This window comes from Cupriavidus sp. CuC1, assembly GCF_044627735.1.
Taxonomy (GTDB): domain Bacteria; phylum Pseudomonadota; class Gammaproteobacteria; order Burkholderiales; family Burkholderiaceae; genus Cupriavidus; species Cupriavidus ulmosensis.
The window spans coordinates 12,763-34,710 of the sequence record NZ_JBIUHC010000061.1; the positions used below are offsets into that span (position 1 = coordinate 12,763).

General features: G+C 66.2%; 19 protein-coding genes. 18 read left to right on the forward strand and 1 reads right to left on the reverse strand.

Features of this window, described 5'->3' with window-relative positions; all coding sequences use genetic code 11:
- The first annotated feature begins 301 nt into the window (after positions 1–301).
- From coq7 to lpxC, 18 genes are all read left to right on the forward strand, one after another.
- Positions 302–925 carry a 2-polyprenyl-3-methyl-6-methoxy-1,4-benzoquinone monooxygenase gene (gene coq7, locus ACGLHR_RS24695; RefSeq protein ID WP_400096740.1) on the forward strand — a complete coding sequence of 208 codons (624 nt, stop codon included), beginning with the start codon at positions 302–304 and terminating at the stop codon, positions 923–925.
- Positions 926–1,393: 468 nt separating this feature from the next.
- On the forward strand, positions 1,394–1,822 hold the full coding sequence (gene mraZ / locus ACGLHR_RS24700; protein WP_318230785.1) for a division/cell wall cluster transcriptional repressor MraZ: 429 nt from the start codon (positions 1,394–1,396) through the stop codon (positions 1,820–1,822).
- Between the two features lie 7 nt (positions 1,823–1,829).
- On the forward strand, positions 1,830–2,843 hold the full coding sequence (gene rsmH, locus ACGLHR_RS24705) for a 16S rRNA (cytosine(1402)-N(4))-methyltransferase RsmH (protein WP_318230786.1): 1,014 nt from the start codon (positions 1,830–1,832) through the stop codon (positions 2,841–2,843).
- Positions 2,840–3,163, forward strand: a complete 324-nt coding sequence (ftsL, locus tag ACGLHR_RS24710) for a cell division protein FtsL (RefSeq protein ID WP_267604519.1) — start codon at positions 2,840–2,842, stop codon at positions 3,161–3,163. Before rsmH ends, ftsL begins: the two co-directional genes overlap by 4 nt.
- A complete protein-coding gene (locus tag ACGLHR_RS24715) occupies positions 3,160–4,959 on the forward strand; it encodes a peptidoglycan D,D-transpeptidase FtsI family protein (RefSeq protein WP_400096741.1) in 1,800 nt (599 codons plus the stop codon). Before ftsL ends, ACGLHR_RS24715 begins: the two co-directional genes overlap by 4 nt.
- On the forward strand, positions 4,956–6,503 hold the full coding sequence (locus tag ACGLHR_RS24720) for a UDP-N-acetylmuramoyl-L-alanyl-D-glutamate--2,6-diaminopimelate ligase (protein ID WP_400096758.1): 1,548 nt from the start codon (positions 4,956–4,958) through the stop codon (positions 6,501–6,503). Before ACGLHR_RS24715 ends, ACGLHR_RS24720 begins: the two co-directional genes overlap by 4 nt.
- The gene (murF, locus tag ACGLHR_RS24725; protein WP_400096742.1) at positions 6,500–7,915 is read left to right on the forward strand and encodes a UDP-N-acetylmuramoyl-tripeptide--D-alanyl-D-alanine ligase; all 1,416 of its coding nucleotides are present in this window, start codon (positions 6,500–6,502) and stop codon (positions 7,913–7,915) included. Before ACGLHR_RS24720 ends, murF begins: the two co-directional genes overlap by 4 nt.
- A gap of 76 nt (positions 7,916–7,991) precedes the next feature.
- Positions 7,992–9,161 (forward strand): phospho-N-acetylmuramoyl-pentapeptide-transferase, encoded by a 1,170-nt coding sequence (gene mraY, locus ACGLHR_RS24730; RefSeq protein ID WP_017227540.1) that lies wholly within the window; start codon positions 7,992–7,994, stop codon positions 9,159–9,161.
- Between the two features lie 47 nt (positions 9,162–9,208).
- Positions 9,209–10,735 (forward strand): UDP-N-acetylmuramoyl-L-alanine--D-glutamate ligase, encoded by a 1,527-nt coding sequence (murD, locus tag ACGLHR_RS24735; RefSeq protein ID WP_400096743.1) that lies wholly within the window; start codon positions 9,209–9,211, stop codon positions 10,733–10,735.
- Positions 10,732–11,973, forward strand: a complete 1,242-nt coding sequence (ftsW, locus tag ACGLHR_RS24740; RefSeq protein ID WP_267604514.1) for a putative lipid II flippase FtsW — start codon at positions 10,732–10,734, stop codon at positions 11,971–11,973. Before murD ends, ftsW begins: the two co-directional genes overlap by 4 nt.
- Positions 11,974–12,082: 109 nt before the next feature.
- A complete protein-coding gene (murG, locus tag ACGLHR_RS24745; protein ID WP_400096744.1) occupies positions 12,083–13,153 on the forward strand; it encodes an undecaprenyldiphospho-muramoylpentapeptide beta-N-acetylglucosaminyltransferase in 1,071 nt (356 codons plus the stop codon).
- A gap of 12 nt (positions 13,154–13,165) precedes the next feature.
- The gene (gene murC / locus ACGLHR_RS24750) at positions 13,166–14,605 is read left to right on the forward strand and encodes a UDP-N-acetylmuramate--L-alanine ligase (protein ID WP_400096745.1); all 1,440 of its coding nucleotides are present in this window, start codon (positions 13,166–13,168) and stop codon (positions 14,603–14,605) included.
- The gene (locus ACGLHR_RS24755) at positions 14,602–15,585 is read left to right on the forward strand and encodes a D-alanine--D-alanine ligase (protein ID WP_400096746.1); all 984 of its coding nucleotides are present in this window, start codon (positions 14,602–14,604) and stop codon (positions 15,583–15,585) included. Before murC ends, ACGLHR_RS24755 begins: the two co-directional genes overlap by 4 nt.
- 57 nt (positions 15,586–15,642) lie before the next feature.
- A complete protein-coding gene (locus ACGLHR_RS24760; RefSeq protein ID WP_400096747.1) occupies positions 15,643–16,551 on the forward strand; it encodes a cell division protein FtsQ/DivIB in 909 nt (302 codons plus the stop codon).
- Positions 16,548–17,780 (forward strand): cell division protein FtsA, encoded by a 1,233-nt coding sequence (gene ftsA, locus ACGLHR_RS24765; RefSeq protein WP_035875601.1) that lies wholly within the window; start codon positions 16,548–16,550, stop codon positions 17,778–17,780. The genes ACGLHR_RS24760 and ftsA overlap by 4 nt, the downstream gene beginning before the upstream one ends.
- 164 nt (positions 17,781–17,944) lie before the next feature.
- On the forward strand, positions 17,945–19,144 hold the full coding sequence (ftsZ, locus tag ACGLHR_RS24770) for a cell division protein FtsZ (protein WP_267604510.1): 1,200 nt from the start codon (positions 17,945–17,947) through the stop codon (positions 19,142–19,144).
- Between the two features lie 504 nt (positions 19,145–19,648).
- Positions 19,649–20,155 carry a peroxiredoxin gene (locus ACGLHR_RS24775; RefSeq protein ID WP_006162526.1) on the forward strand — a complete coding sequence of 169 codons (507 nt, stop codon included), beginning with the start codon at positions 19,649–19,651 and terminating at the stop codon, positions 20,153–20,155.
- Between the two features lie 174 nt (positions 20,156–20,329).
- Positions 20,330–21,247, forward strand: a complete 918-nt coding sequence (lpxC, locus tag ACGLHR_RS24780; RefSeq protein WP_267604509.1) for a UDP-3-O-acyl-N-acetylglucosamine deacetylase — start codon at positions 20,330–20,332, stop codon at positions 21,245–21,247.
- Between the two features lie 101 nt (positions 21,248–21,348).
- Here the strand turns inward: lpxC and ACGLHR_RS24785 are convergent, their stop codons facing one another.
- On the reverse strand, positions 21,349–21,861 hold the full coding sequence (locus tag ACGLHR_RS24785; RefSeq protein WP_267604508.1) for a DciA family protein: 513 nt from the start codon (positions 21,859–21,861) through the stop codon (positions 21,349–21,351).
- Positions 21,862–21,948 lie beyond the last annotated feature (87 nt).

Here is a 21,948-nt window from a genome sequence, read left to right on the forward strand (position 1 = left end):
GGCTAGCGGAGAAACCTCCTGAGTCTCCATTTTCCGCTTACCCAACTTCGTCAGAAGCTGCCAACTACTGTAACAAACCGCCCTCGATTCACAATCGGGTTCACTGCCCTTGTCAGCTTTTCACAACTCAGGGTTTTGGAGTATCCGGCGCTTGCCAGTGCGCGCGCGGCGGGAGAAACCCGGCAACTCGGCCACGGTACAATGCGGGAAATCCCGAGGGCGTATTCACCGGGCCGTCTCCCCCCTTCAGCCAGGGAGTAGGACGCGGAATCGCCCCGAGTAACCATCAGTGCATGCATCCATGGATACCTTGATTCGCGAATTCGATGTGGCCTTGCGCGCGATCGCAGGCGTCACCCGCGCCAGCCGCGCCAATCCTGCCGAGGCGCTTGCGCCCGATGCGCAGGGCCTCGACGAGACGCAACGCCGCCACGTGGCCGGGCTCATGCGCATCAACCACGTGGGCGAGGTCTGCGCGCAGGCCCTTTACCAGGCCCAGAAGCTGAGCGCGCGCACGCCGCAGGTTCGCGCCCAGATGGATGAGGCGGCGCGCGAGGAAGAAGACCACCTTGGCTGGTGCGCCGAACGGCTGCGCGAGCTCGGCTCGCGTCCCAGCCTGCTCAACCCGCTCTGGTACGCGGGCGCGTTTGCCATCGGCTGGGCGGCGGGGCGCGCGGGCGACCGGATCAGCCTGGGCTTCGTCTCCGAGACCGAGTACCAGGTCGAGCAGCACCTGAATGGCCATCTGGAACAGATCCCCATTGCCGACGACCGGTCGCGCGCGATCCTGGAGCAGATGCGCGACGACGAGGCGAGGCACGGCGCTGCCGCGCGCGAGGCGGGCGGCATGCCGCTGCCGTCGCCGGTGCGTGCGATGATGCGGGCGGCCTCCAAGGTGATGACCACCGCCGCTTATCGGATCTGAGGGACGGCGCCGGCGCGCGATGCCCCCGCCAGCGTCGGCGCAGGCCCGCCCCGTGGCACCGTGCCCCGGCAGGCCTGGTACCCTTCGCACGCGGGGTAGACGCCAAAACGTTGTATCCTTCCATCGGTCCGGCTCGGCCGTTTTTCCTGCTGCAGGCAGTTCCTTCCTCAGTTGTTCTCAGGTGGTTTCTCTGCTTTCTTCCATAAGACCTTCATTTCATTGGGAATTCACTTTTTCGGTGCGCGAGGTGTGCGCGCTAAGTCATTGTTCTAATTAAAAAAATCCGGATTGTTGCACTACAACGAGCCTTGACCCGTCAAATCGCTTCCTCTAAAGTGGGAAATAGTGTGAGGAAGTGTGATTTTGTGTGAAAACGCAGTCTGGCTATGGGATCATCGCCCAACGTCGGATTCAAAGGATTCACGCGCCAGCCGGCGGTAAGCATGCCGGCGCGGACCGGGAGCTAGCTTGTTTCAGGGAGCATCGGCGCTGTCACTGGATGCCAAGGGCCGGATGTCGATTCCGGCGCGGCACCGTGAGGCGCTACAACAGCAGGCCGAGGGCCGGGTTACGCTGACCAAGCACCCGGATGGCTGCCTGCTGCTGTTTCCGCGCCCTGAATGGGAAAACTTCCGTAGCCGCATTGCGGCTTTGCCGATGGACGCGCACTGGTGGAAGCGCATCTTCCTGGGCAATGCCGCAGACGTCGACATGGATGGCGCGGGCCGGGTGCTGATCGCACCTGAGCTGCGTGGTGCCGCCTTGCTCGACAAGGAAGTCATGCTGCTCGGTATGGGCAGCCATTTCGAAGTCTGGGATGCCGCAACCTACGCCGCCAAGGAACAGCAGGCGATGGCGCAGGGCATGCCGGAAGCATTGAAGAATTTCTCTTTCTGACGAGGTCATGAGCTCAACCCAAACGCCGGGGACCACCGCCCTGCGCCATCGCACCGTGTTGCTGGACGAGGCTGTCGAAGCCCTGGTCTGGCGGCCCGATGGCGTCTACGTGGACGGCACCTTCGGCAGAGGGGGGCACAGCCGGGCAATTCTGGCCCGGCTGGGCCCGGCCGGGGCACTGGTGGCCTTCGACAAGGATCCGGCAGCAATCGCAGAGGCGGGCACCATCATGGATGCCCGCTTCTCCATTGAGCACACCAGCTTCGCCGAGATGCCGGCGGCGCTGGCGGGCCGGGGGAAGGTCGCCGGGATATTGCTCGACCTGGGCATCAGCTCGCCCCAGATCGACGACGCGGAGCGGGGTTTCTCCTTTCGCTTCGAGGGGCCGCTGGACATGCGCATGGACACGACGCGCGGCATTACCGCCGCGCAGTGGCTGGCGCAAGCGGATGAGCAAGACATCGCAAGGGTGATACGGGACTATGGGGAAGAACGGTTTGCTGTACAGATTGCAAAGGCGGTTGTTGCTCGCCGGAGCGAACCCGGCCATGGCGGACCGCTTACCACTACTGCCGAGCTTGCCGCGCTCGTGGCGAAAGCCGTCAAAACACGCGAGAAGGGTCAGGACCCTGCGACCCGCACCTTTCAGGCTCTACGGATTCACGTCAATCAAGAGCTTGCGGACCTCGAAAGCGGCCTGAGCGCGGCTTACGACCTGTTGCAGGAAGGCGGGCGGCTGGTGGTCATCAGCTTTCATTCGCTTGAGGACCGCATCGTCAAGCGGTTCATGCAGGCGCACGCCCGTCCGCAGCAGAATGCCGATCCCGCCATGCGCCGCGCGCCCCTGCGCGCGGACCAGCTGCCCCAGCCCACGCTGAAGCTGCTCGGCCGGGTCAAGCCGGGCGCCGAAGAGGTTGCCGCCAACCCGCGTGCCCGCTCCGCGGTGATGCGCGTGGCCGAGAAGCTGCCGTCCCTGGCATCCCTTTCGTCCGCCTCCACCCAGAAGGCGGGCCGCCCATGAACCGCCTGACTTTCTTCCTGCTGGCTGCCCTGATGCTGTGCGCGCTCTCGCTGGTGAGCGCGCAGCACCAGGCCCGCACCCTGTTCGTCGCCCACGAGCGCGCGCAGGCGGAAGAAAAGCAGCTCGACATCGACTGGTCCCGCTTGCAGTACCAGCAGAGCTCGCTTGGCAAGAGCGCGCGCATTGCGGACGCGGCGCGGGCACAGCTGAAGATGACGCCGGTGCTTCCCGGCAGGACCCAATACCTGGCCGGCGTAGTGCTGGACGCGCCGCCCGCCAGCGCGCCTGCGGCTGCAGCGCCCGAGGGGAGTAAGCCATGACCATCGCACGGCCCTCGCATAACGCCCAGCGCGGCAACCCTTCGCGTCCGCGCACCGGCCAGTTCGCCGCCAGCCCCGTGCTTGGCCTGCGCTTGCCGATGTGGCGCTCCAAGCTGGTGGTGTTCATGATGTTCGCCGCCTTCGTCGCCCTGGCGGGGCGCGCGCTCTGGATCCAGGGCCCGGGCAACCAGTTCTACGAGGCCGAAGGCAAGAAGCGCTTCCAGCGCACGCTCGAGCTGCCGGCAACGCGCGGCAAGATTCTCGACCGCAATGGCCTGGTGCTGGCGACCAGCCTGCCCGTCAAGGCCATCTGGGCGGTCCCGGAGGACGTGCCCGACGAGATCGACGCGGACAAGATTCGCCAGTTGAGCAAGCTGCTCGACATGAGCGACAAGGAACTGCGCCGCAAGTTTACGGAAGACAAGAGCTTCGTCTACCTGAAGCGCCAGGTGCTGCCGGATGCCGCGGACAAGATCGCCGCGCTCAAGATCGAAGGCATCCACCAGACCCGCGAATACAAGCGCTTCTACCCGGAAGGCGAAGCGATGGCGCACATCGTCGGCTTTACCAATGTGGAAGACCGCGGCCAGGAAGGCGTGGAGCTGGCGCGCGAGGCCGTGCTGGCCGGCAAGTCCGGCGCGCGCCAGGTGATCAAGGACCGCCTTGGCCGCGTGGTGGAGGATGTGGGCATCCTCAAGACCCCGCGCGATGGCGAGGACCAGCAGCTCTCCATCGACGCCAAGATCCAGTACCTGGCCTACAACGAGGTCAAGGCCATCGTCGAGCGCAGCAAGGCCAAGGCGGCCAGCGCCGTGGTGCTTGACGCGCAGACCGGCGAGGTGCTGGCGCTGGCCAACTGGCCGACCTACAACCCGAATGACCGCACCCGGCTGTCTGGCGAGCAACTGCGCAACCGGGTCCTGACCGACACCTTCGAGCCGGGCTCGATGATGAAGCCGATCACGATCGGCCTGGCGCTGCAGCTCAAGCGCGTCACGCCCTCGACGGTATTTGCCACGACCGGCAAGTTCAACTACGAAGGCGCCACCATCAGCGACACCCACAACTACGGGGCGCTGACCGTGGCCGGCATCATCCAGAAGTCCAGCAACATCGGCACGACCAAGATCTCGATGCTGCTCAAGCCGCAGGAAATGTGGGATATGTATATGAGCGTGGGCCTGGGTCAGGCGCCCAAGATCGGTTTCCCCGGCGCCGTGGCCGGACGGGTGCGCCCGTACAAGAGCTGGCGGCCCATCGAGCAGGCGACCATGTCCTATGGCTACGGCCTGTCGGTGTCGCTGTTCCAGATCGCCCACGCCTACACCATCTTCGCCCATGACGGCGAGCTGATTCCGGTCACCATGTTCCGCAACCAGGGCCCGGTCACCGGCGAGCGCGTGCTGTCTCCCGAAGTGGCGCGCCAGGTGCGGGCCATGCTGGAGACGGTGACGGCGCCGGGCGGCACCGCGCCCGAGGCCCAGGTGATGGGCTACCGGGTTGGCGGCAAGACGGGCACGGCGTACAAGCACGTGGGCCGCGGCTACGACCGCAGCAAGTACCGGGCTTCCTTCATCGGCCTGGCGCCGATGTCGAACCCGCGCGTGATCGTGGCCGTGAGCGTGGATGAGCCTACCTCCGGCAGCCACTACGGCGGCGCCGCGGCGGGCCCGGCCTTCTCCGCGATTACCGGCGGCGCGCTGCGCGCGCTCAATGTGCAACCGGATTCGCCGATTCGCCAATTGGTGGTCAGCGACAAGGTGCAGGAAAGCGAACCGTGGAGCGCGACGCAATGAGCCGGACGCTGCTCCCACTCGAAGTGGCCGCGCAGGCCGCCGACGCGCTGGCCTGGCTGCGCCAGCACGCCCCCGCCGGCGCCAAGCTGACCGGCGACACGCGCCGGCTGGCCCAGGGCGACGTGTTCGTTGCTTATGTGCTGGGCAATGCGCGCCTGTCGACCGATGCGCGCCCGCATATCGCCCAGGCCATCGCCCGCGGCGCCAGCGCCGTGGTCTTTGAGGCCGATGGCTTCACCTGGCCGCACGGCGAAGGCGTGCCGCATCTTGGCGTGTCCGGCCTGCATCAGCTCGCCGGGCCGATCGCCGCCGGCTGGTATGAGAACGGCGCGCGCGATCTCGCCGTGACCGGCATCACCGGCACCAATGGCAAGACGTCGTGCAGCCAGTGGCTGGCGCGCGTGCTGCAGGCCGCGGGCAAGCGCTGTGCCACCATCGGCACGCTTGGCACCGGTTTTCCCGATGCGCTCGCGGCGACCGGCTTCACCACGCCCGACGCCGTCCAGCTGCAGGACAGCCTGGCCGCGCTGCATGGCGCCGGCGCGCGCGCGGTGGCGATGGAAGTGTCCTCGCACGGCCTGGAGCAAGGCCGCGTGGCCGGCACGCACTTCGCGGTGGCGGTGCTGACCAACCTGACCCAGGACCATCTCGATTACCACGGCACCATGGCCGAGTACGAGGCGGCCAAGGCCCTGCTGTTCCAATGGCCCGGCCTGCGTGCCGCCGTGATCAATCGTGACGACGCCATGGGCGCGCGCCTGCTGGCCAATCCCGCGCTCGCCTCGCAAGTGATTGAATACGGCATTGACGGCGCGGCCGGCCCGACCCGCAAGGCAGGCCAGTGGCTGCGCGCCACCAACGTGCGCGCCACCGCCGCTGGCACCGCCTTCCATGTGGATGGCAGCTTCGGCAGCGCTGATGTCAGCACGCCGATGATCGGCGCGTTCAATGTCAGCAACCTGCTCGCCGTGCTGGGCGCCACGCTGGCCAACGGCATTGCCTGGGACGCCGCCATCGACGCGCTGCGCACACTCAAGCCGGTCGACGGCCGCATGGAGTTGTTCGGCGGCAGCCACGGCGGCCAGGACGGCCCGCTGGCGGTGGTCGATTACGCCCACACGCCGGACGCGCTGGAAAAGACCCTGGAAGCGCTGCGCCCCGTGGCGCAGGCCCGCAAAGGCCGGCTGTGGTGCGTGTTCGGCTGCGGCGGCGACCGCGACCCGATCAAGCGCCCCCTGATGGGCAAAGTCGCCGAGCGGCTTGCCGACGAGGTCGTGCTGACCAGCGACAACCCGCGCAGCGAAGACCCGCAAGACATCCTGAACGCCATTGCCGACGGCATGGCCGACCGTAGCCGCGCGCACCTGATCGAGGACCGCGCCGCCGCCATCCTGTATGCCATCAAGCACGCCACCGCAGCCGACGTGGTGCTGGTGGCCGGCAAGGGGCACGAAGCCACCCAGGAGGTGCATGGCCGCAAGCGGCCGTTCTCCGACCGCGAGCATGTCCGGCTGACGCTGGGCACGCGTGGGGTGTCCGCATGACGCAATACACCATGACCGATTTGCAGCAAGCCGCCGGCTGGATCGCCGGCGCGCGTATTTCCGGGCCCGACGGCGCCGCCAGCCGGCGTTTCTCGCGCGTGCTGACCGACAGCCGCACGGTCCAGCCGGGCGACCTGTTCGTCGCGCTCAAGGGCGAGCGCTTCGACGCGCACGATTTCCTGGCCGACGTGGTGGCGCGCGGCGCCGCCGCGGTGCTGGTGGAGCGCGAGCCTGACGCCGCGCTTGGCATTCCCGCCATCGTGGTGCCGGGTACCCGCCTGGGGCTGGGCCAGCTGGCCGCCGGCTGGCGCCGCCGTTTCAGCCTGCCCGCGGTCGCGGTGACGGGCAGCAACGGCAAGACCACGGTCAAGGAAATGATCGCCGCGATCTTCGCGGCGGCGGTAGGGGAGGGCGCTCGCCTGGCAACGGGCGGCAACCTGAACAACGATATCGGCCTGCCGCTGACCGTGCTGCGGCTGTCCGCGGCGCACCGGCTCGCCGTGCTCGAGCTTGGCATGAACCACCCGGGCGAGACCGTCTACCTGGCCGGCATCGCCCAGCCCACTGTGGCGGTGGTGACCAATGCGCAGCGCGAGCACCAGGAGTTCATGGTGAACGTCGAGGCCGTGGCGCATGAACACGCGGCGGCGATCGCGGCATTGCCCGCCGACGGCGTGGCCGTGTTCCCGCTCGACGCCGAAGGCGGCGGCGAGCATGCCGGCATCTGGCGCCAGGCAGCCGGCGCGCGCCGCGTGCTGTCGTTCGGCCTGGATGCCCGTGCCGATGTCCGCGCCGACGTGGCGCTCGACGACGGCGTGCAAGTGATGCAGGTCCGCGCGCCTGACGCCGCGTTCGAGGTGCGGCTGTCGGTGCTCGGCACCCACAACGTGCGCAACGCGCTGGCGGCGATCGCCTGCGCGCTGGGCGCGGGCGTTGGCATCGAGGCGATCCAGGCGGGGCTGGCCGGGTTTGCCGCGGTCAAGGGCCGGTTGCAGGTCAAGCACACCACCGGCGGCACGCTGGTGATCGACGACAGCTACAACGCCAACCCTGACTCGGTCCGCGCGGCCATCGACGTGCTGGCCGGGTTTGCCGCGCCACGCCTGCTGGTGCTCGGCGACATGGGGGAAGTGGGCGACCAGGGGCCGGCTTTCCATACGGAAATCGGGGCCTATGCGCACGCGCGCGGCATCGAGGCGCTGTGGGCGACCGGCGAGGCCATGGTGCACACCGTGCAAGCGTTTGGCACGGGAGCCCGGCATTTCGAGCGTGCCGAAGACCTCGCCCAGGCCCTGGTGGAAGACAAGGACGGTACCGTGGCAGGCGCAAGCGCGGTACTGATTAAGGGATCGCGGTTCATGCGGATGGAACGGATGGTGGATGCGCTGGTCGCAGACACGTCCGCGCATTAATTGTCATCGACGGTTAGTTAATCAATCAGATAGCCCGGCACCGCCGGGCGGTTGTCGAAAGGAATACGGAAACACGATGTTATTGGCTCTGGCCCAGTGGCTGCAAAACGACTACAGCTTCCTGCGGGTCTTCAACTACCTGACCTTCCGCGCGGTGATGGCCAACCTCACCGCGCTTTTGATCGGGCTCGGCCTTGGGCCGTGGGTGATCCGCAAGCTGACCGAACTGAAGATCGGCCAGGCGGTGCGCACCATCGGCCCGCAGTCGCACCTGGTCAAGGCCGGCACGCCCACCATGGGCGGCGTGCTGGTGCTGGTGTCGATCGCCATCTCCACGTTGCTCTGGTGCGACTGGGGCAACCGCTTTATCTGGGTCGTGATGCTGGTGACCCTGGGCTACGGCGCGATCGGCTGGGTGGATGACTACCGCAAGGTGGTCTATCGCGATCCGCGCGGCATGTCGAGCCGCGAGAAGTTTTTCTGGCAGACCCTGATCGGCCTGGTGGCCGCGGTCTACCTGGCGTTTTCGGTGTCGGAAAGCAGCAATGTGCGGGTGTGGGACCTGTTCCTGGGCTGGGTCGAAGGCGGTTTGTCGCTCGATATGCCTTACAAGTCCAACCTGATCGTGCCCTTCTTCAAGGAAGTGAGCTATCCGCTGGGCGTGGCCGGCTTCATCGTGCTGACCTACCTGGTGATCGTGGGCTCGAGCAACGCGGTGAACCTGACCGATGGCCTGGACGGCCTGGTGATCATGCCGGTGGTGCTGGTCGGCAGCGGCCTGGGCGTGTTTGCCTACGTGATGGGGAGTTCGGTCTACAGCAAGTACCTGCTGTTCCCGCATATTCCCGGGGCCGGCGAGTTGCTGATCTTCTGTTCGGCGCTGGCGGGGGCGGGCCTGGCCTTCCTCTGGTTCAACGCCCACCCGGCCCAGGTGTTCATGGGCGACGTCGGTGCGCTGGCGCTGGGCGGCGCGCTGGGCACGGTGGCGGTGATCGTGCGCCAGGAGATCGTGCTGTTCGTGATGGGCGGCATCTTCGTGGTGGAAACGCTGTCGGTGATGCTGCAGGTGGGCTGGTTCAAGATCACCAAGCGGCGCTACGGCGAGGGCAGGCGGTTGTTCAAGATGGCGCCGCTGCATCACCACTTTGAATTGTCGGGCTGGAAGGAAACGCAGGTGACGGTGCGCTTCTGGATCATCACCATGCTGCTGGTGCTGATCGGGCTGTCGTCGCTCAAGTTGCGCTGAACCGGCGCATATCTATCAACGCAGTAACGAGAAAGGCGGGAATCGAAGTGTTTGGCGAGTTGCAAAAACCTCATGTGCTGGTGCTGGGCCTCGGTGAATCGGGGCTGGCGATGGCGCGCTGGTGCGGCCTGTATGGTGCCCCCGTGCGCGTTGCCGACACGCGCGAGGCTCCTGCCAACCTGGTCTTCCTGCAAGCCGAGCTGCCTTCGGCAGAATTTCATGGCGGTGTCCTGACTGAAGCACTGCTGGACGGCATCGAACTGGTGACGATCAGCCCCGGCCTGTCGCCGCTGGAGAGCGATACCGCCGCGTTGCTGGCTGCGGCGCGCGAGCGTGGGATTCCAGTATGGGGCGAGATCGAGCTGTTCGCGCGTGCGCTGGCGCACATGCAGGCAGAGTCGGGCTACGCGCCGAAGCTGCTGGCCATCACCGGCACCAACGGCAAGACCACCACCACCGCGCTGACCGGCCGCCTTGTTGAGCGCGCCGGCAAGAGCGTGGCGGTGGCGGGCAATATCAGCCCGTCGGCGCTGGACAAGCTGTCCGCCTGCATCGCCTCGGCCACGCTGCCCGAGGTCTGGGTGCTGGAGCTGTCGAGCTTCCAGCTGGAGACCACGCACACGCTGGCGCCGCATGCCGCCACGGTGCTCAATATCACCCAGGACCACCTGGACTGGCACGGCAGCATGGAAGCCTATGCCGCCGCCAAGGCACGGATCTTCGGCCCGGCGCCGGCGCCCGGCGAAACCGGCTGCGTGCAGATCCTGAACCGCAACGATCGCACGAGCCTTGACATGGCACGGCCGGCCAGCGCGCCGGTGACCTTCGGCACCGATCTGCCCGAGTTCCCGGGCAGCTTCGGCATCCAGCGCGAGGGCGGCATGCCCTGGCTGGTGGTGGCCGAGCCCGATGGCGAAGCCGAGGGCGAGAACAAGCCGCGTCGCCGCAAGGCCGCGGCCTCCGACAGCGTGGAAGCCATGCCGGTACGCCACAAGCGCCTGATGCCGGCCGACGCACTACATATCCGCGGCATGCACAACGCTACCAACGCCATGGCCGCGCTGGCGCTGTGCCGTGCCATCGACCTGCCGCTGAACGCGTTGCTGCACGGCCTGCGCGAGTACCGCGGCGAGCCGCACCGCGTGGAGTGGGTCGCCACGGTGGATGACGTCGAGTTCTTCGATGACAGCAAGGGCACCAATGTGGGCGCCACCGTCGCTGCCTTGTCGGGCCTGGACAAGCGTGTCGTGCTGATTGCCGGCGGGGAAGGCAAGGGCCAGGATTTCTCGCCGCTGGCCGCGCCGGTGGCGCAGTATGCGCGCGCCGTGGTGCTGATCGGCAAGGATGCGGGCGAGCTGCGCCGTGCGTTGCAGGACACCGGCGTCACGCTGGCTGATGCCGCCACGCTGGAGCAGGCCGTGACGCTGGCCGCCAGTGCGGCGCAGGGCGGCGACGCCGTGCTGCTGTCGCCGGCTTGCGCCAGCCTCGACATGTTCCGTAACTATGTGCACCGCGCCGAAGTCTTTTGCGCCGCGGTGGAAGAACTGGCGATGTCCAGGGGGATCGTGCCATGAGCGACGCACAGGTCAAGCGCAGCGGCTTTATCGGGGCCACCATCGGCAACGCCTGGGGCGGCTTGCGCGATGCGGTGTCCGGCGTCAAGCCAACGCGCTCGCGCATGATGGAGTACGACCAGCCGCTGCTGTGGGTGGCGATCGTGCTGCTCGCGCTTGGCCTGGTGATGGTCTATTCGGCCTCGATCGCGCTGCCTGACTCGCCGCGCTACGCCAACTACCGCGAGAGCCACTTCCTCGCGCGGCACGCATTCGCGCTGTTCATCGGGCTGTCCATGGGCCTGCTGGCCTTCCAGATCCCGGTCAAGTTCTGGGACAAGTACGCGCCCAAGCTGTTCGTGATCGCGCTGGTGATGCTGATCATCGTGCTGGTGCCGTTCGTGGGCAAGGGCGTGAATGGCGCGCGGCGCTGGATTCCGCTGGGCATCATGAACTTCCAGCCGTCCGAGTTCATGAAGCTGGCGGTGGTGCTGTACACCGCCAACTACACCGTGCGCAAGCAGGAGTGGATGCAGAACGTGGGCAAGGGCTTCCTGCCGATGGGCGTGGCGGTGGTGGTGGTGGGCATGCTGCTGCTGCTGGAGCCCGACATGGGCGCCTTCCTGGTGGTGGCCACTGTCGCCATGGGCATCCTCTTCCTCGGCGGCATCAACGGCAAGCTGTTCGCCGGCCTGGTCGGCGTGGCGGTGGGCGCCTTCGCGCTGCTGATCACGGCGTCGCCCTGGCGGCGCGAGCGGATCTTCGCGTATCTCAACCCGTGGGAAGAAGCCAACGCGCTCGGCAAGGCCTACCAGCTCACCCACTCGCTGATCGCCTTCGGTCGCGGCGAGTGGACCGGGGTGGGGCTGGGCGGCAGCATCGAGAAGCTGCACTACCTGCCGGAGGCGCACACCGACTTCATCCTCGCCGTGATTGGCGAGGAATTCGGCTTTGTGGGCGTACTGGTGGTGATCGTCCTGTTCTACTGGATGGTGCGCCGCGCCTTTGGCATCGGCCGCACCGCGCTGCAGCTCGACCGTACCTTTGCCGGCTTGGTGGCCAAGGGCATCGGCATCTGGGTAGGCTGGCAGACCTTTATCAATATGGGCGTGAACCTGGGCCTGCTGCCCACCAAGGGGCTGACCTTGCCGCTGGTGAGCTACGGCGGCTCGGGCATCCTGATGAACTGCGTGGCGCTGGCGATCCTGCTGCGGATTGACTATGAGAACCGGGTGATGATGCGCGGAGGGAAGGTATGACCGTAGCGCAGCATCACCTGGTTCCGGCGGAGGCTAACTTCCTGCGTAAGCAGGAAGTTAAGCGCAGCGGCCGTAGCCAGAACCATCCAATGATGCGCGGAGGGAAGGTATGACCGCACCGCGCACCTTGCTCGTGATGGCTGGCGGCACCGGGGGGCATGTCTTCCCCGGGCTGGCGGTCGCGCGTGCGCTGCGTGAGCAGGGCTGGCGGGTGGTATGGCTGGGCAACCGCACCGGCATGGAAGCCACGCTGGTGCCCAAGTACGACATCCCGATGGAGTTCATCCAGTTTGGCGGACTGCGTGGCAAAGGCCCGCTGACCATGCTGCTGCTGCCGCTGAACCTGCTGCGCGCCTTCTGGCAAAGCCTGCAGGCGCTGCGCCGGGTGCGGCCTGACGTGGTGCTGGGCATGGGCGGCTATATTACGTTCCCCGCCGGCATGATGGCCTCGCTGCTGGGGCGGCCGCTGGTGCTGCACGAGCAGAATTCGATTGCCGGGCTGGCCAACAAGGTGCTGGCCAAGGTCGCGGACCGGGTGCTGTGCGCCTTCCCCAATGCCCTGCCGGACAGTGAGTGGACCGGCAACCCGGTGCGCGACGAAGTGGCGCACATGCCGGCGCCCGAGGCGCGCTACGACAGCCGCACCGGCCCGTTGCGGCTGCTGGTGGTGGGCGGCAGCCTGGGCGCGGCGGCGCTCAATGAAGTCGTGCCGAAGGCGCTGGCGCTGCTGCCGCAAGACGAGCGCCCGCTGGTCAAGCACCAGGCCGGCGCGAAGCAGATCGACGCGCTGCGCGCCAACTACCAGGCCGCCGGCGTGGCGGCGGAAACATTGCCTTTTATCGACGACATGGCGGCGGCATACGCGCAGGCGGATCTGGTGATCTGCCGCGCGGGCGCAATGACCGTGTCGGAGGTGGCGGCGGCAGGCGTGGCGGCACTATTCGTGCCGTTCCCGCATGCGGTCGATGACCACCAGACCACCAATGCGCAATTCCTCTCGGCCCAGGATGCCGCCTTGCTGGTCCAACAGAACGAACTGACCGCGAGCGGGCTGGCGCAGACGCTGGCCTCGCTGTCGCGGCCCCGACTCAGAGAGATGGCGCATCAGGCGCGCGGTCTTGCCAAGCCGGATGCGACCCGGCGCGTGGCGGAGATCTGCAGCCAGATGGCCAGGGATTGAACCAACGGATTCATGAAGCACATCGTCAAGAACATCCATTTCGTAGGCATCGGCGGCGCCGGCATGAGCGGCATCGCGGAGGTCCTGTTGAACCTGGGATACAAGGTCTCGGGTTCCGACGTGGGCAGCAATGCCGCCACGCGGCGCCTCGCGTCGCTGGGCGCGACCGTGATGCACGGGCATGATGCTGCCAATGTCAACGGCGCCAATGCCGTGGTGGTGTCCACTGCCGTCACCAACGACAACCCCGAGGTGCTGACCGCGCGCGCCAAGCGCATCCCGGTGGTGCCGCGCGCGGTGATGCTGGCCGAGTTGATGCGCCTGAAGCAGGGCGTGGCCATCGCCGGCACGCACGGCAAGACCACCACCACCAGCCTGGTGGCCTCGGTGCTGGCCGAAGGCGGGCTCGATCCCACCTTCGTGATCGGCGGCCGGCTCAACTCGGCGGGCGCCAACGCGCGCCTCGGCACGGGCGACTTCATCGTGGCCGAGGCCGACGAGTCGGATGCCTCGTTCCTGAACCTGTTCCCGGTGATCGAGGTCATCACCAACATCGACGCCGACCACATGGACACCTACGGGCATGACTTTGCCCGGCTCAAGCAGGCGTTCGTGGAGTTCACCCAGCGCCTGCCGTTCTACGGCATCGCCGTGCTGTGCGTGGACGACCCCAATGTGCGCGAGATCATGCCGTTCGTGTCCAAGCCGATCGTGCGCTACGGCTTTGCTGAGGATGCACAGATTCGCGCGGTCAATGCGCGCGCCGTTGACGGCCAGATGCATTTCACCGTGCTGCGCCAGTTGAACGGCCATGCCGAGGCACCGCTGGACGTGGTGCTGAACCTGCCGGGCATGCACAACATCCAGAACGCGCTGGCGGCGATTGCCATCGCCACCGAGCTGGAAGTACCGGACGCCGCCATCGTCAAGGCGCTGCGCGAGTTCCACGGGGTGGGACGCCGCTTCCAGCGCTATGGCGAAGTGGCATGCGTTGGCACCGACGCGCGGGGCGAGGCCAAGAGCGAAGGCACGTTCACGCTGGTGGACGACTACGGCCACCATCCGGTCGAGATGGCCGCGACGCTGGCCGCCGCGCGCGGTGCGTTCCCGGGGCGCCGGCTGGTGCTGGCGTTCCAGCCGCACCGCTATACCCGCACGCGCGATTGCTTCGAGGACTTCGTCAAGGTGCTGGGCACCGTGGATGCGCTGCTGCTGGCCGAGGTCTATGCCGCCGGCGAAGCGCCGATTGTGGCCGCCGACGGCCGCGCGCTGACGCGCGCGTTGCGCGTGGCAGGCAAGGTTGAACCCGTTTTTGTGGAGCAGATCGACGAAATGCCGCAGGCTATCCTGAACGCCGTGCGTCCCGGCGATGTGGTGGTGACGATGGGCGCGGGCACGATCGGTACCGTGCCCGGACAACTGGTTTCGCAGCAAGCTGGGGGGCAGGCATGAGCTTCGTCGCCCATCCCAATATCGATCCCAAAGCGCTGGGCAAGGTTGGCGTGCTGCTCGGCGGCCGCTCGGCCGAACGCGAGATCTCGCTGCTCTCGGGCAACGGCGTGCTGGCCGCGCTGCGCTCGGGCGGCGTCGATGCCCATGCCTTCGATCCCGGCCTGCAGTCGGTGGCCGAGCTGGCCACGGCTGGCTTCGATCGCGTCTTCATTGCCCTGCATGGCCGCTACGGCGAGGATGGCACCATCCAGGGCCTGCTCGAGCAACTCGGCGTGCCCTATACCGGCAGCGGCGTGCTGGCCTCGGCGCTGGCCATGGACAAGCAGGCCACCAAGCGCCTGTGGACCACGCACGGGCTGCCCACGCCGCGCTTCGCCATGCTGCACGCCGATACCGATTTCGACGCCGTGGTGGCCGACCTGGGCCTGCCGCTGATCGTCAAGCCGGCGCGCGAGGGCTCGTCCATCGGCCTGACCAAGGTGACCGAAGCCGGCCAGATGCGCGCCGCCTTCGAAAAGGCCGCGGCGCTGGACAACGACGTGATCGCCGAAACCTTCATCGACGGCGCGGAGCTGACCTGCCCGATCGTAGGGGAGGGCGCCACCGCCGAAGCACTGCCGGTGATCCGCATCGTCGCGCCCGGCGCGAACTACGACTATCAAAATAAGTACTTTACTGACGATACCCAGTATCTGTGCCCGTCGGGCCTGCCGGACGACGTGGAAGCCGAAGTCCGGCGCCTGGCGGTGCAATCCTTCCGCGTGCTCGGTTGCCGCGGCTGGGCGCGCGCCGATGTGATGCTCGGCGCCGACAACAAGCCTTACCTGCTCGAGATGAATACCTCGCCCGGCATGACCGGCCATTCGCTGGTGCCGATGGCGGCGCGCGCGGTGGGCATCAGCTACGAGGACTTCGTCATGCAGGTGATTGCCGCGGCCACGCTGGACCTGCATCCCAGCGCGGCCTGGAAGCCCGACTGAGCATAGACCGAGCCAACACTGAACCCTGACTGACCGGAACCGGAACAACCCAAAGCCATGTGGCACAACACTCGCCTGCTTAACCTGATCGCCTCCACGCTCTACGCGCTGGTGGCGGTGATGGCGTTCGCGGCCGGCCTGCTATGGCTGGCGCAGCGGCCGGTGTTTGCCATTACCCACGTCGAGCTGGCGTCGATGGAAGGCGGCTCCCTGCGCCATGTCAATGCGCCGAGCGTGCGTGCCAACGCGCTGGGCAAGCTGTCCGGGAGCTTTTTCACGCTCGACCTGAACGAGGCGCGCCAGATCTTCGAGTCGGTGCCTTGGGTACGCCGTGCCAGCGTGCGGCGCGAATGGCCCAACGGGTTGGCGGTCGAAGTCGAGGAGCACGAAGCCCTCGGTACGTGGGGCAATGCCGACAGTGGGCGCCTGATCAACACTTATGGCGAAGTTTTCGTCGCCAATCCGGCTGAAGCCGAGGAAGATGCCCAGTTGCTCGCGCTCGATGGCCCGCCGGACAGCGAGGGCGACGTGGTGGGCAAGCTCGAAGTCATGCGCGAGTGGTTCAAGCCGCTGAAGGTGGAGCCGCTGGCGGTCACGCTGTCGTCCCGCTATGCCTGGCGCGCCAAGCTTTCCAACGGCATGGTGGTGGAGCTTGGCCGTGAACAGAATGACGAGGAGCGCGACGCCATGGACCAGCGCGTCAAGCGATTCGTGGTGGCCTGGCCCCAGGTCACGGAGCAGTGGGGCAAGCAGATCGAGTATGCGGACCTGCGATACTCCAACGGGTTCGCGATTCGCGCGGCTAACGTGCGATTCCTGACCGATGCCCAGGCAACGGCGGCAGCCAAGGCGAAAGCCGCTGGCTCCAGCACAAGCACGAGCACCAACGCGAGTACGAACGCCCGCACCAATCCGAACAACAACCCGACGCGACTCAAGAGCAAGAACGCGGAGAAAAACCGATGAGCAAGGAATACAAGGACCTACTGGTCGGTCTCGATATCGGCACTTCCAAAGTGGCCGCGGTGGTGGCGGAGTTGCGCCCCGACGGCAGCTACGAAGTGATCGGGATGGGCCAGTCTGAGTCCAAGGGTCTGAAAAAAGGGGTCGTGGTCAATATCGAGGCCACCGTGCAGTCCATCCAGCGTGCGCTGGAGGAGGCTGAGCTGATGGCCGACTGCAAGATCTCCGAGGTGTTCACCGGCATTGCCGGCAGCCATATCCGCAGCTTCAATTCCAGCGGCATGGTGGCGATCAAGGACAAGGAGGTCACCCAGACCGACGTGGCCCGGGTGATCGAGACCGCCAAGGCGGTCAATATCCCGACCGATCAGCAAATCCTGCACATCCTGACGCAGGAATTCATCATCGACGGCCAGGAAGACGTGCGCGAGCCGATCGGCATGAGCGGCATCCGCCTGGAAGTGAAGGTGCATATCGTCACCGGCGCGGTCAGCGCGGCGCAGAACATCGTCAAATGCGTGCGCCGCTGCGGCCTGGAAGTGCACGACCTGATCCTGCAGCCGCTGGCTTCCAGCCTGGCAGTGCTGACCGAGGACGAGAAGGAACTCGGCGTGGTGCTGGTCGACATTGGCGGCGGCACTACCGATATCGCCATCTTCAGCGAAGGCGCGATCCGGCATACGGCCGTGATCCCCATCGCCGGCGACCAGATCACCAACGACATCGCCATGGCGCTGCGCACGCCCACGCCCGATGCCGAGGACGTCAAGATCCAGTACGGCATCGCCAAGCAGGCCATCGCCGATCCGGAAGACATGATCGAGGTCCCCGGCGTTGGCGACCGCGGCACGCGCTCGCTGTCGCGCCAGGCGCTGGCGGCGGTGATCGAGCCGCGTATCGAGGAGTTGTACTCGCTGGTGCACCAGGTGGTGCGCGAATCGGGCTATGAGGAACTGCTGTCGTCGGGGGTGGTGATCACCGGCGGCACGGCGATGATGCCGGGCATGGTGGAACTGGGCGAGGACATATTCCTCAAACCGGTTCGGGTCGGCGTGCCTGAATATCGCGGAAATTTGCACGAAGTCGTTAAGAGTCCGCGCTATTCGACCGTAATGGGACTACTGCTCGAAGGCCGCGTGCAGCGCATGCGTGGCCGCAAGGTGGCGGTGCAGAGCGGCTCGGTCAAGCAGGTGTGGACCCGCATGAAGGAATGGTTCGTCGGCAACTTCTGAACGTTGCAGGCGATCGGATTGCACTGGATTGAATGGCGGGCCTGTCCACCGAATGGCGGGCAGGCCGTTGAACACGCAGTTTTTTGATGGTTTCTTGTTCAGTAACCAAGGGTTGCGGCGGGGAGGCTGCAGCGTTTGGCGGCTGATTCTTCTTGGAGGCAGTGATGGACTTTGACATGATCGAAACGGAATTGCAGGACGGCACCATCATCAAGGTGATTGGCGTGGGCGGCGCGGGCGGCAACGCTGTGCAGCACATGATCAGCCGTGGCGTGCAAGGCGTCGAATTTATCTGCATGAACACCGATGCGCAGGCGCTCAAGCGCTCCAGCGCTTCGCGCGTGCTGCAGCTCGGCAACACCGGCCTGGGGGCCGGCGCCAAGCCGGAGGTCGGCCGCAACTGCGCAGATCAGGCGCGCGAGCAGATCGCCGACTCGCTGCGCGGCGCGCACATGGTCTTCATCACTGCCGGCATGGGCGGCGGCACCGGTACCGGCGCTGCCCCGGTCGTGGCCCAGGTTGCCAAGGAAATGGGCATCCTGACCGTGGGCGTGGTCAGCAAGCCCTTCGAGTTCGAAGGCGCGCGCCGCGCCAAGGTGGCGGAAGCCGGTTCCGGCGAGCTGGAGTCCTGCGTCGATTCGCTGATCGTTGTGCTCAACGAAAAGCTGTTCGAAGTGATGGGCGACGACGCCGAGATGGACAAGTGCTTCCAGTGCGCCGACGACGTGCTGCACAACGCGGTTGCCGGCATCGCCGAGATCATCAATGTCGATGGCCTGGTGAACGTCGACTTCGAAGACGTGAAGACGGTCATGGGCGAGCAGGGCAAGGCCATGATGGGCACGGCCACCGTGTCGGGCGTTGACCGCGCCCGCCTGGCTGCCGAGCAGGCTGTCGCCAGCCCGCTGCTGGAAGGCGTGGACCTGTCGGGCGCGCGCGGGGTGCTGGTCAACATCACCGCCAGCCGCTCGCTCAAGCTGTCGGAAACCAAGGAAGTCATGAACACCATCCGCAGCTACGCCGCGGAAGATGCCACCGTGATCTTCGGTACGGTGTATGACGACGCCATGGGCGACGCACTGCGCGTGACGGTGGTGGCAACGGGCCTGGGCCGTTCGGCCAAGAAGCAACAGCCGATGACCCTGCTCAAGACCGGTACCGACAACATGCCGGTGCAGATGATGGGCAACATGACCAACAACGTGGGCGCAAGCCACAGCAGCGCGCCGGACTACAGCAACCTGGACACGCCGGCGGTATGGCGCAGCTCGCGCGAGTCTGCATCCGCCCACGTGGCCGCGCTGCAGGAAAAGGGCGTGGATACGTACGACATCCCGGCCTTCCTGCGCAAGCAGGCGGACTGAGATGCCTCGGCAAGGTGCCGGCAGGGCCGGTTGCCATCAGGCCGTGACCCCGGACCAGCGAAACACGCAAGCGCTCCCTACGCTCGTGTTCCGCCCGGTGGTTTCGGACTGAGCGGCAGCCAGCCCCGCCGCACTTTCGCTGACGCGCTCAGGCTGCATCCCGTCGCCGGGACAGGCGTGCCTCCGGCCGCCTCCCCGGACTGGTCTCCCGCCCCTCCCGGCCGGGATGTGCCGTCGTCCGCGCGTCGATCGCAAGATCGGCGCGCAGATTTATTTCAAGAACAGTGCGGCCCGCAGCAGGAAAGGTCGCCCTGAAGTGATGTAAGCATCGTGCGTCCATCGTGCGCACATGGCGCGAGTCGCCTGATGCTCCCTGCTCAAGAACCCGGGCGCCGCCTTGTCGGAGGATTCCGACGACGTAACGGGCGGTGAACCGCCTTGGGCACCCGCGGCGGGCGCACTATGATGCTAAACAGGGTTTTTACCGAGACAGGAAGACACAGCATGATCGCTATTGGAGCGCGTGTGCCGGACGCCACGCTGAACGAGTTCTTTGAGGTCGAAACCGGCGGCTGCGCCCTCGGGCCCAATTCCTTCTCGGCGGCGGAACTCGCGCGTGGCCGCAAGATCGTGGTGTTCGGCCTGCCCGGCGCCTTTACGCCGACCTGCTCCGCCAAGCATGTGCCGGGTTTTGTCGCGCAGGCAGACGCGCTGCGCGCGGCCGGCGTGGACGAGATCTGGTGCGTATCGGTCAACGACGCCTTTGTCATGGGCGCCTGGGGCCGCGAGCAGAACACCGGCGGCCGTGTGCGCATGATGGCCGACGGCAGCGCCGAATGGACGCGCCGGCTGGGCCTGGAACAAGACCTTACCGCGCGCGGCATGGGCGTACGCTCCAAGCGCTACGCCATGGTGCTCGACGATGGCGTGGTGTCTCACCTGTGGCTTGAAGCGCCCGGCGAGTTCAAGGTCAGCAGCGCCGAAGCCGTGCTGGCTGCGTTGCGCGCGTAATACGGGAATGTGTCAGCACACGCCACATAAGTGACGTTTGGATCATTTATAGTGATTTATTTCTTCTGTGCTAACACACCGAAACAAAGTGACGCAGCGCAGCAAACGAAGCAATGGTAAAATCGCTATATTAGAAAGTGTACTTGATAGATTTTAATAATAGCTGAGACTGTCATGCTCAAACAGCGCACCATCAAATCCCTGGTCAAGACCGTTGGCATTGGTTTGCACTCGGGCCGTAAAGTGACGCTGACGCTGCGCCCGGCCCCGGTGGATACCGGCATCGTATTCACCCGCGTCGACCTGCCAGAAGCGGTCGAGATCCCCGCGAGCGCGTCAGCCATTGGCGACACGCGCCTGGCGTCGGTCCTGCAGAAGGATGGCGCGCGCGTCTCGACCGTGGAGCATTTGATGTCCGCCTGCGCGGGCCTTGGCATCGACAACCTGTATGTGGATGTCGACGCCGAAGAAATCCCCATCATGGATGGTAGCGCCGCGTCTTTCGTCTTCCTGCTGCAGTCGGCCGAGATCGAGCAGCAATCGGCGCCCAAGCGATTCATCCGCGTGAAGAAAGCCGTGGAAGTGCGTGAAGGCGACAAGCTGGCGCGCCTGGAGCCCTTCTTTGGCTTCAAGCTGGCTTTCACCATCGATTTCCGCCATCCCGCGGTCGACAAGACCGGCCAGACCTTCGCTATCGATTTCGCCGACACCAGCTATGTGCGCGAAATCGCCCGCGCCCGCACCTTCGGCTTTGCCCATGAAGTGGAGGCCTTGCGCGAGATGGGCCTGGCCCGCGGCGGCAGCCTGGACAACGCGATCGTGCTCGACGAGCACCGCATGCTGAACAACGAAGAACTGCGCTACGGCGACGAGTTCGTGCGCCACAAGATCCTGGATGCGATCGGTGACCTGTACGTGGTCGGGCATCCGCTGATTGGCGCGTATATCGCCAACAAATCAGGGCACGGGCTCAACAACCAGCTGTTGCGGGCGTTGCTGGCCGACCAGGAAGCCTACGAGATGGTGACGTTCGACCGCGTCGAGGATGCGCCGCCGGCTTTCCTGCCGCAGTTGGTGCCGGCGTTTGCCTAACGCCTGTAACGCCTGGCAGGAGTCGGGGCCAGTCTTCCGGCCTTGCATGAAGAGCCGGCCTCAGGGCCGGTTTTTTTACGCCCGGCGGCTGCCTGGCAGCCTTACCGATGGTGCGACAACAGCGTATTCAACGCATCCCGCAGCGGCGAATCCGGCAAGCCCTTCGCCAACTCGTCCAGGCTGGACAGCCCCGTCGCGGACATCCGCGCCACCTTGGGCTTCACCACCGGCCCGGTGTCCCAATCGCTCTGCCGCCCGACCTCCGGTTGTACCCTCACCCGGATTGCGGTAATCTGCGACCCCCGCTGTTGCAGTCTCGAAAGTAGCGTAGGAACCACCTGCCGAACTCGTGCCGCTGCGGCCCCATGGGCTGCAAGCAACAGTAAAGTTCGCTCTGACTGGCCTTGCCCGATGCCGCGGGCGTCTTGCTTGACGCCGGCAACAGCGATGCCATCCTGCAGTCCGCGTGGCAGGAGCGACAGCACCTCAGCCTCCAGTGCCGCCAGTTCCCGTGCCGTCTGCATCAGGGCCGAGACCGGGCCGGCCTTGTCCAGCCAGTCGTTAAGCGGCTTGGCGGCGGGCGTCTGGAGGGCGTAATGGGTAAACATGCGCATGCGCGCATTCTAGCGTGCCGTTTGCGTCAGTGCGGCGGCTTATGCGCCGCGGCTGCCTGGCCGGCGCCGGCCTCGCATGAGAAGGAG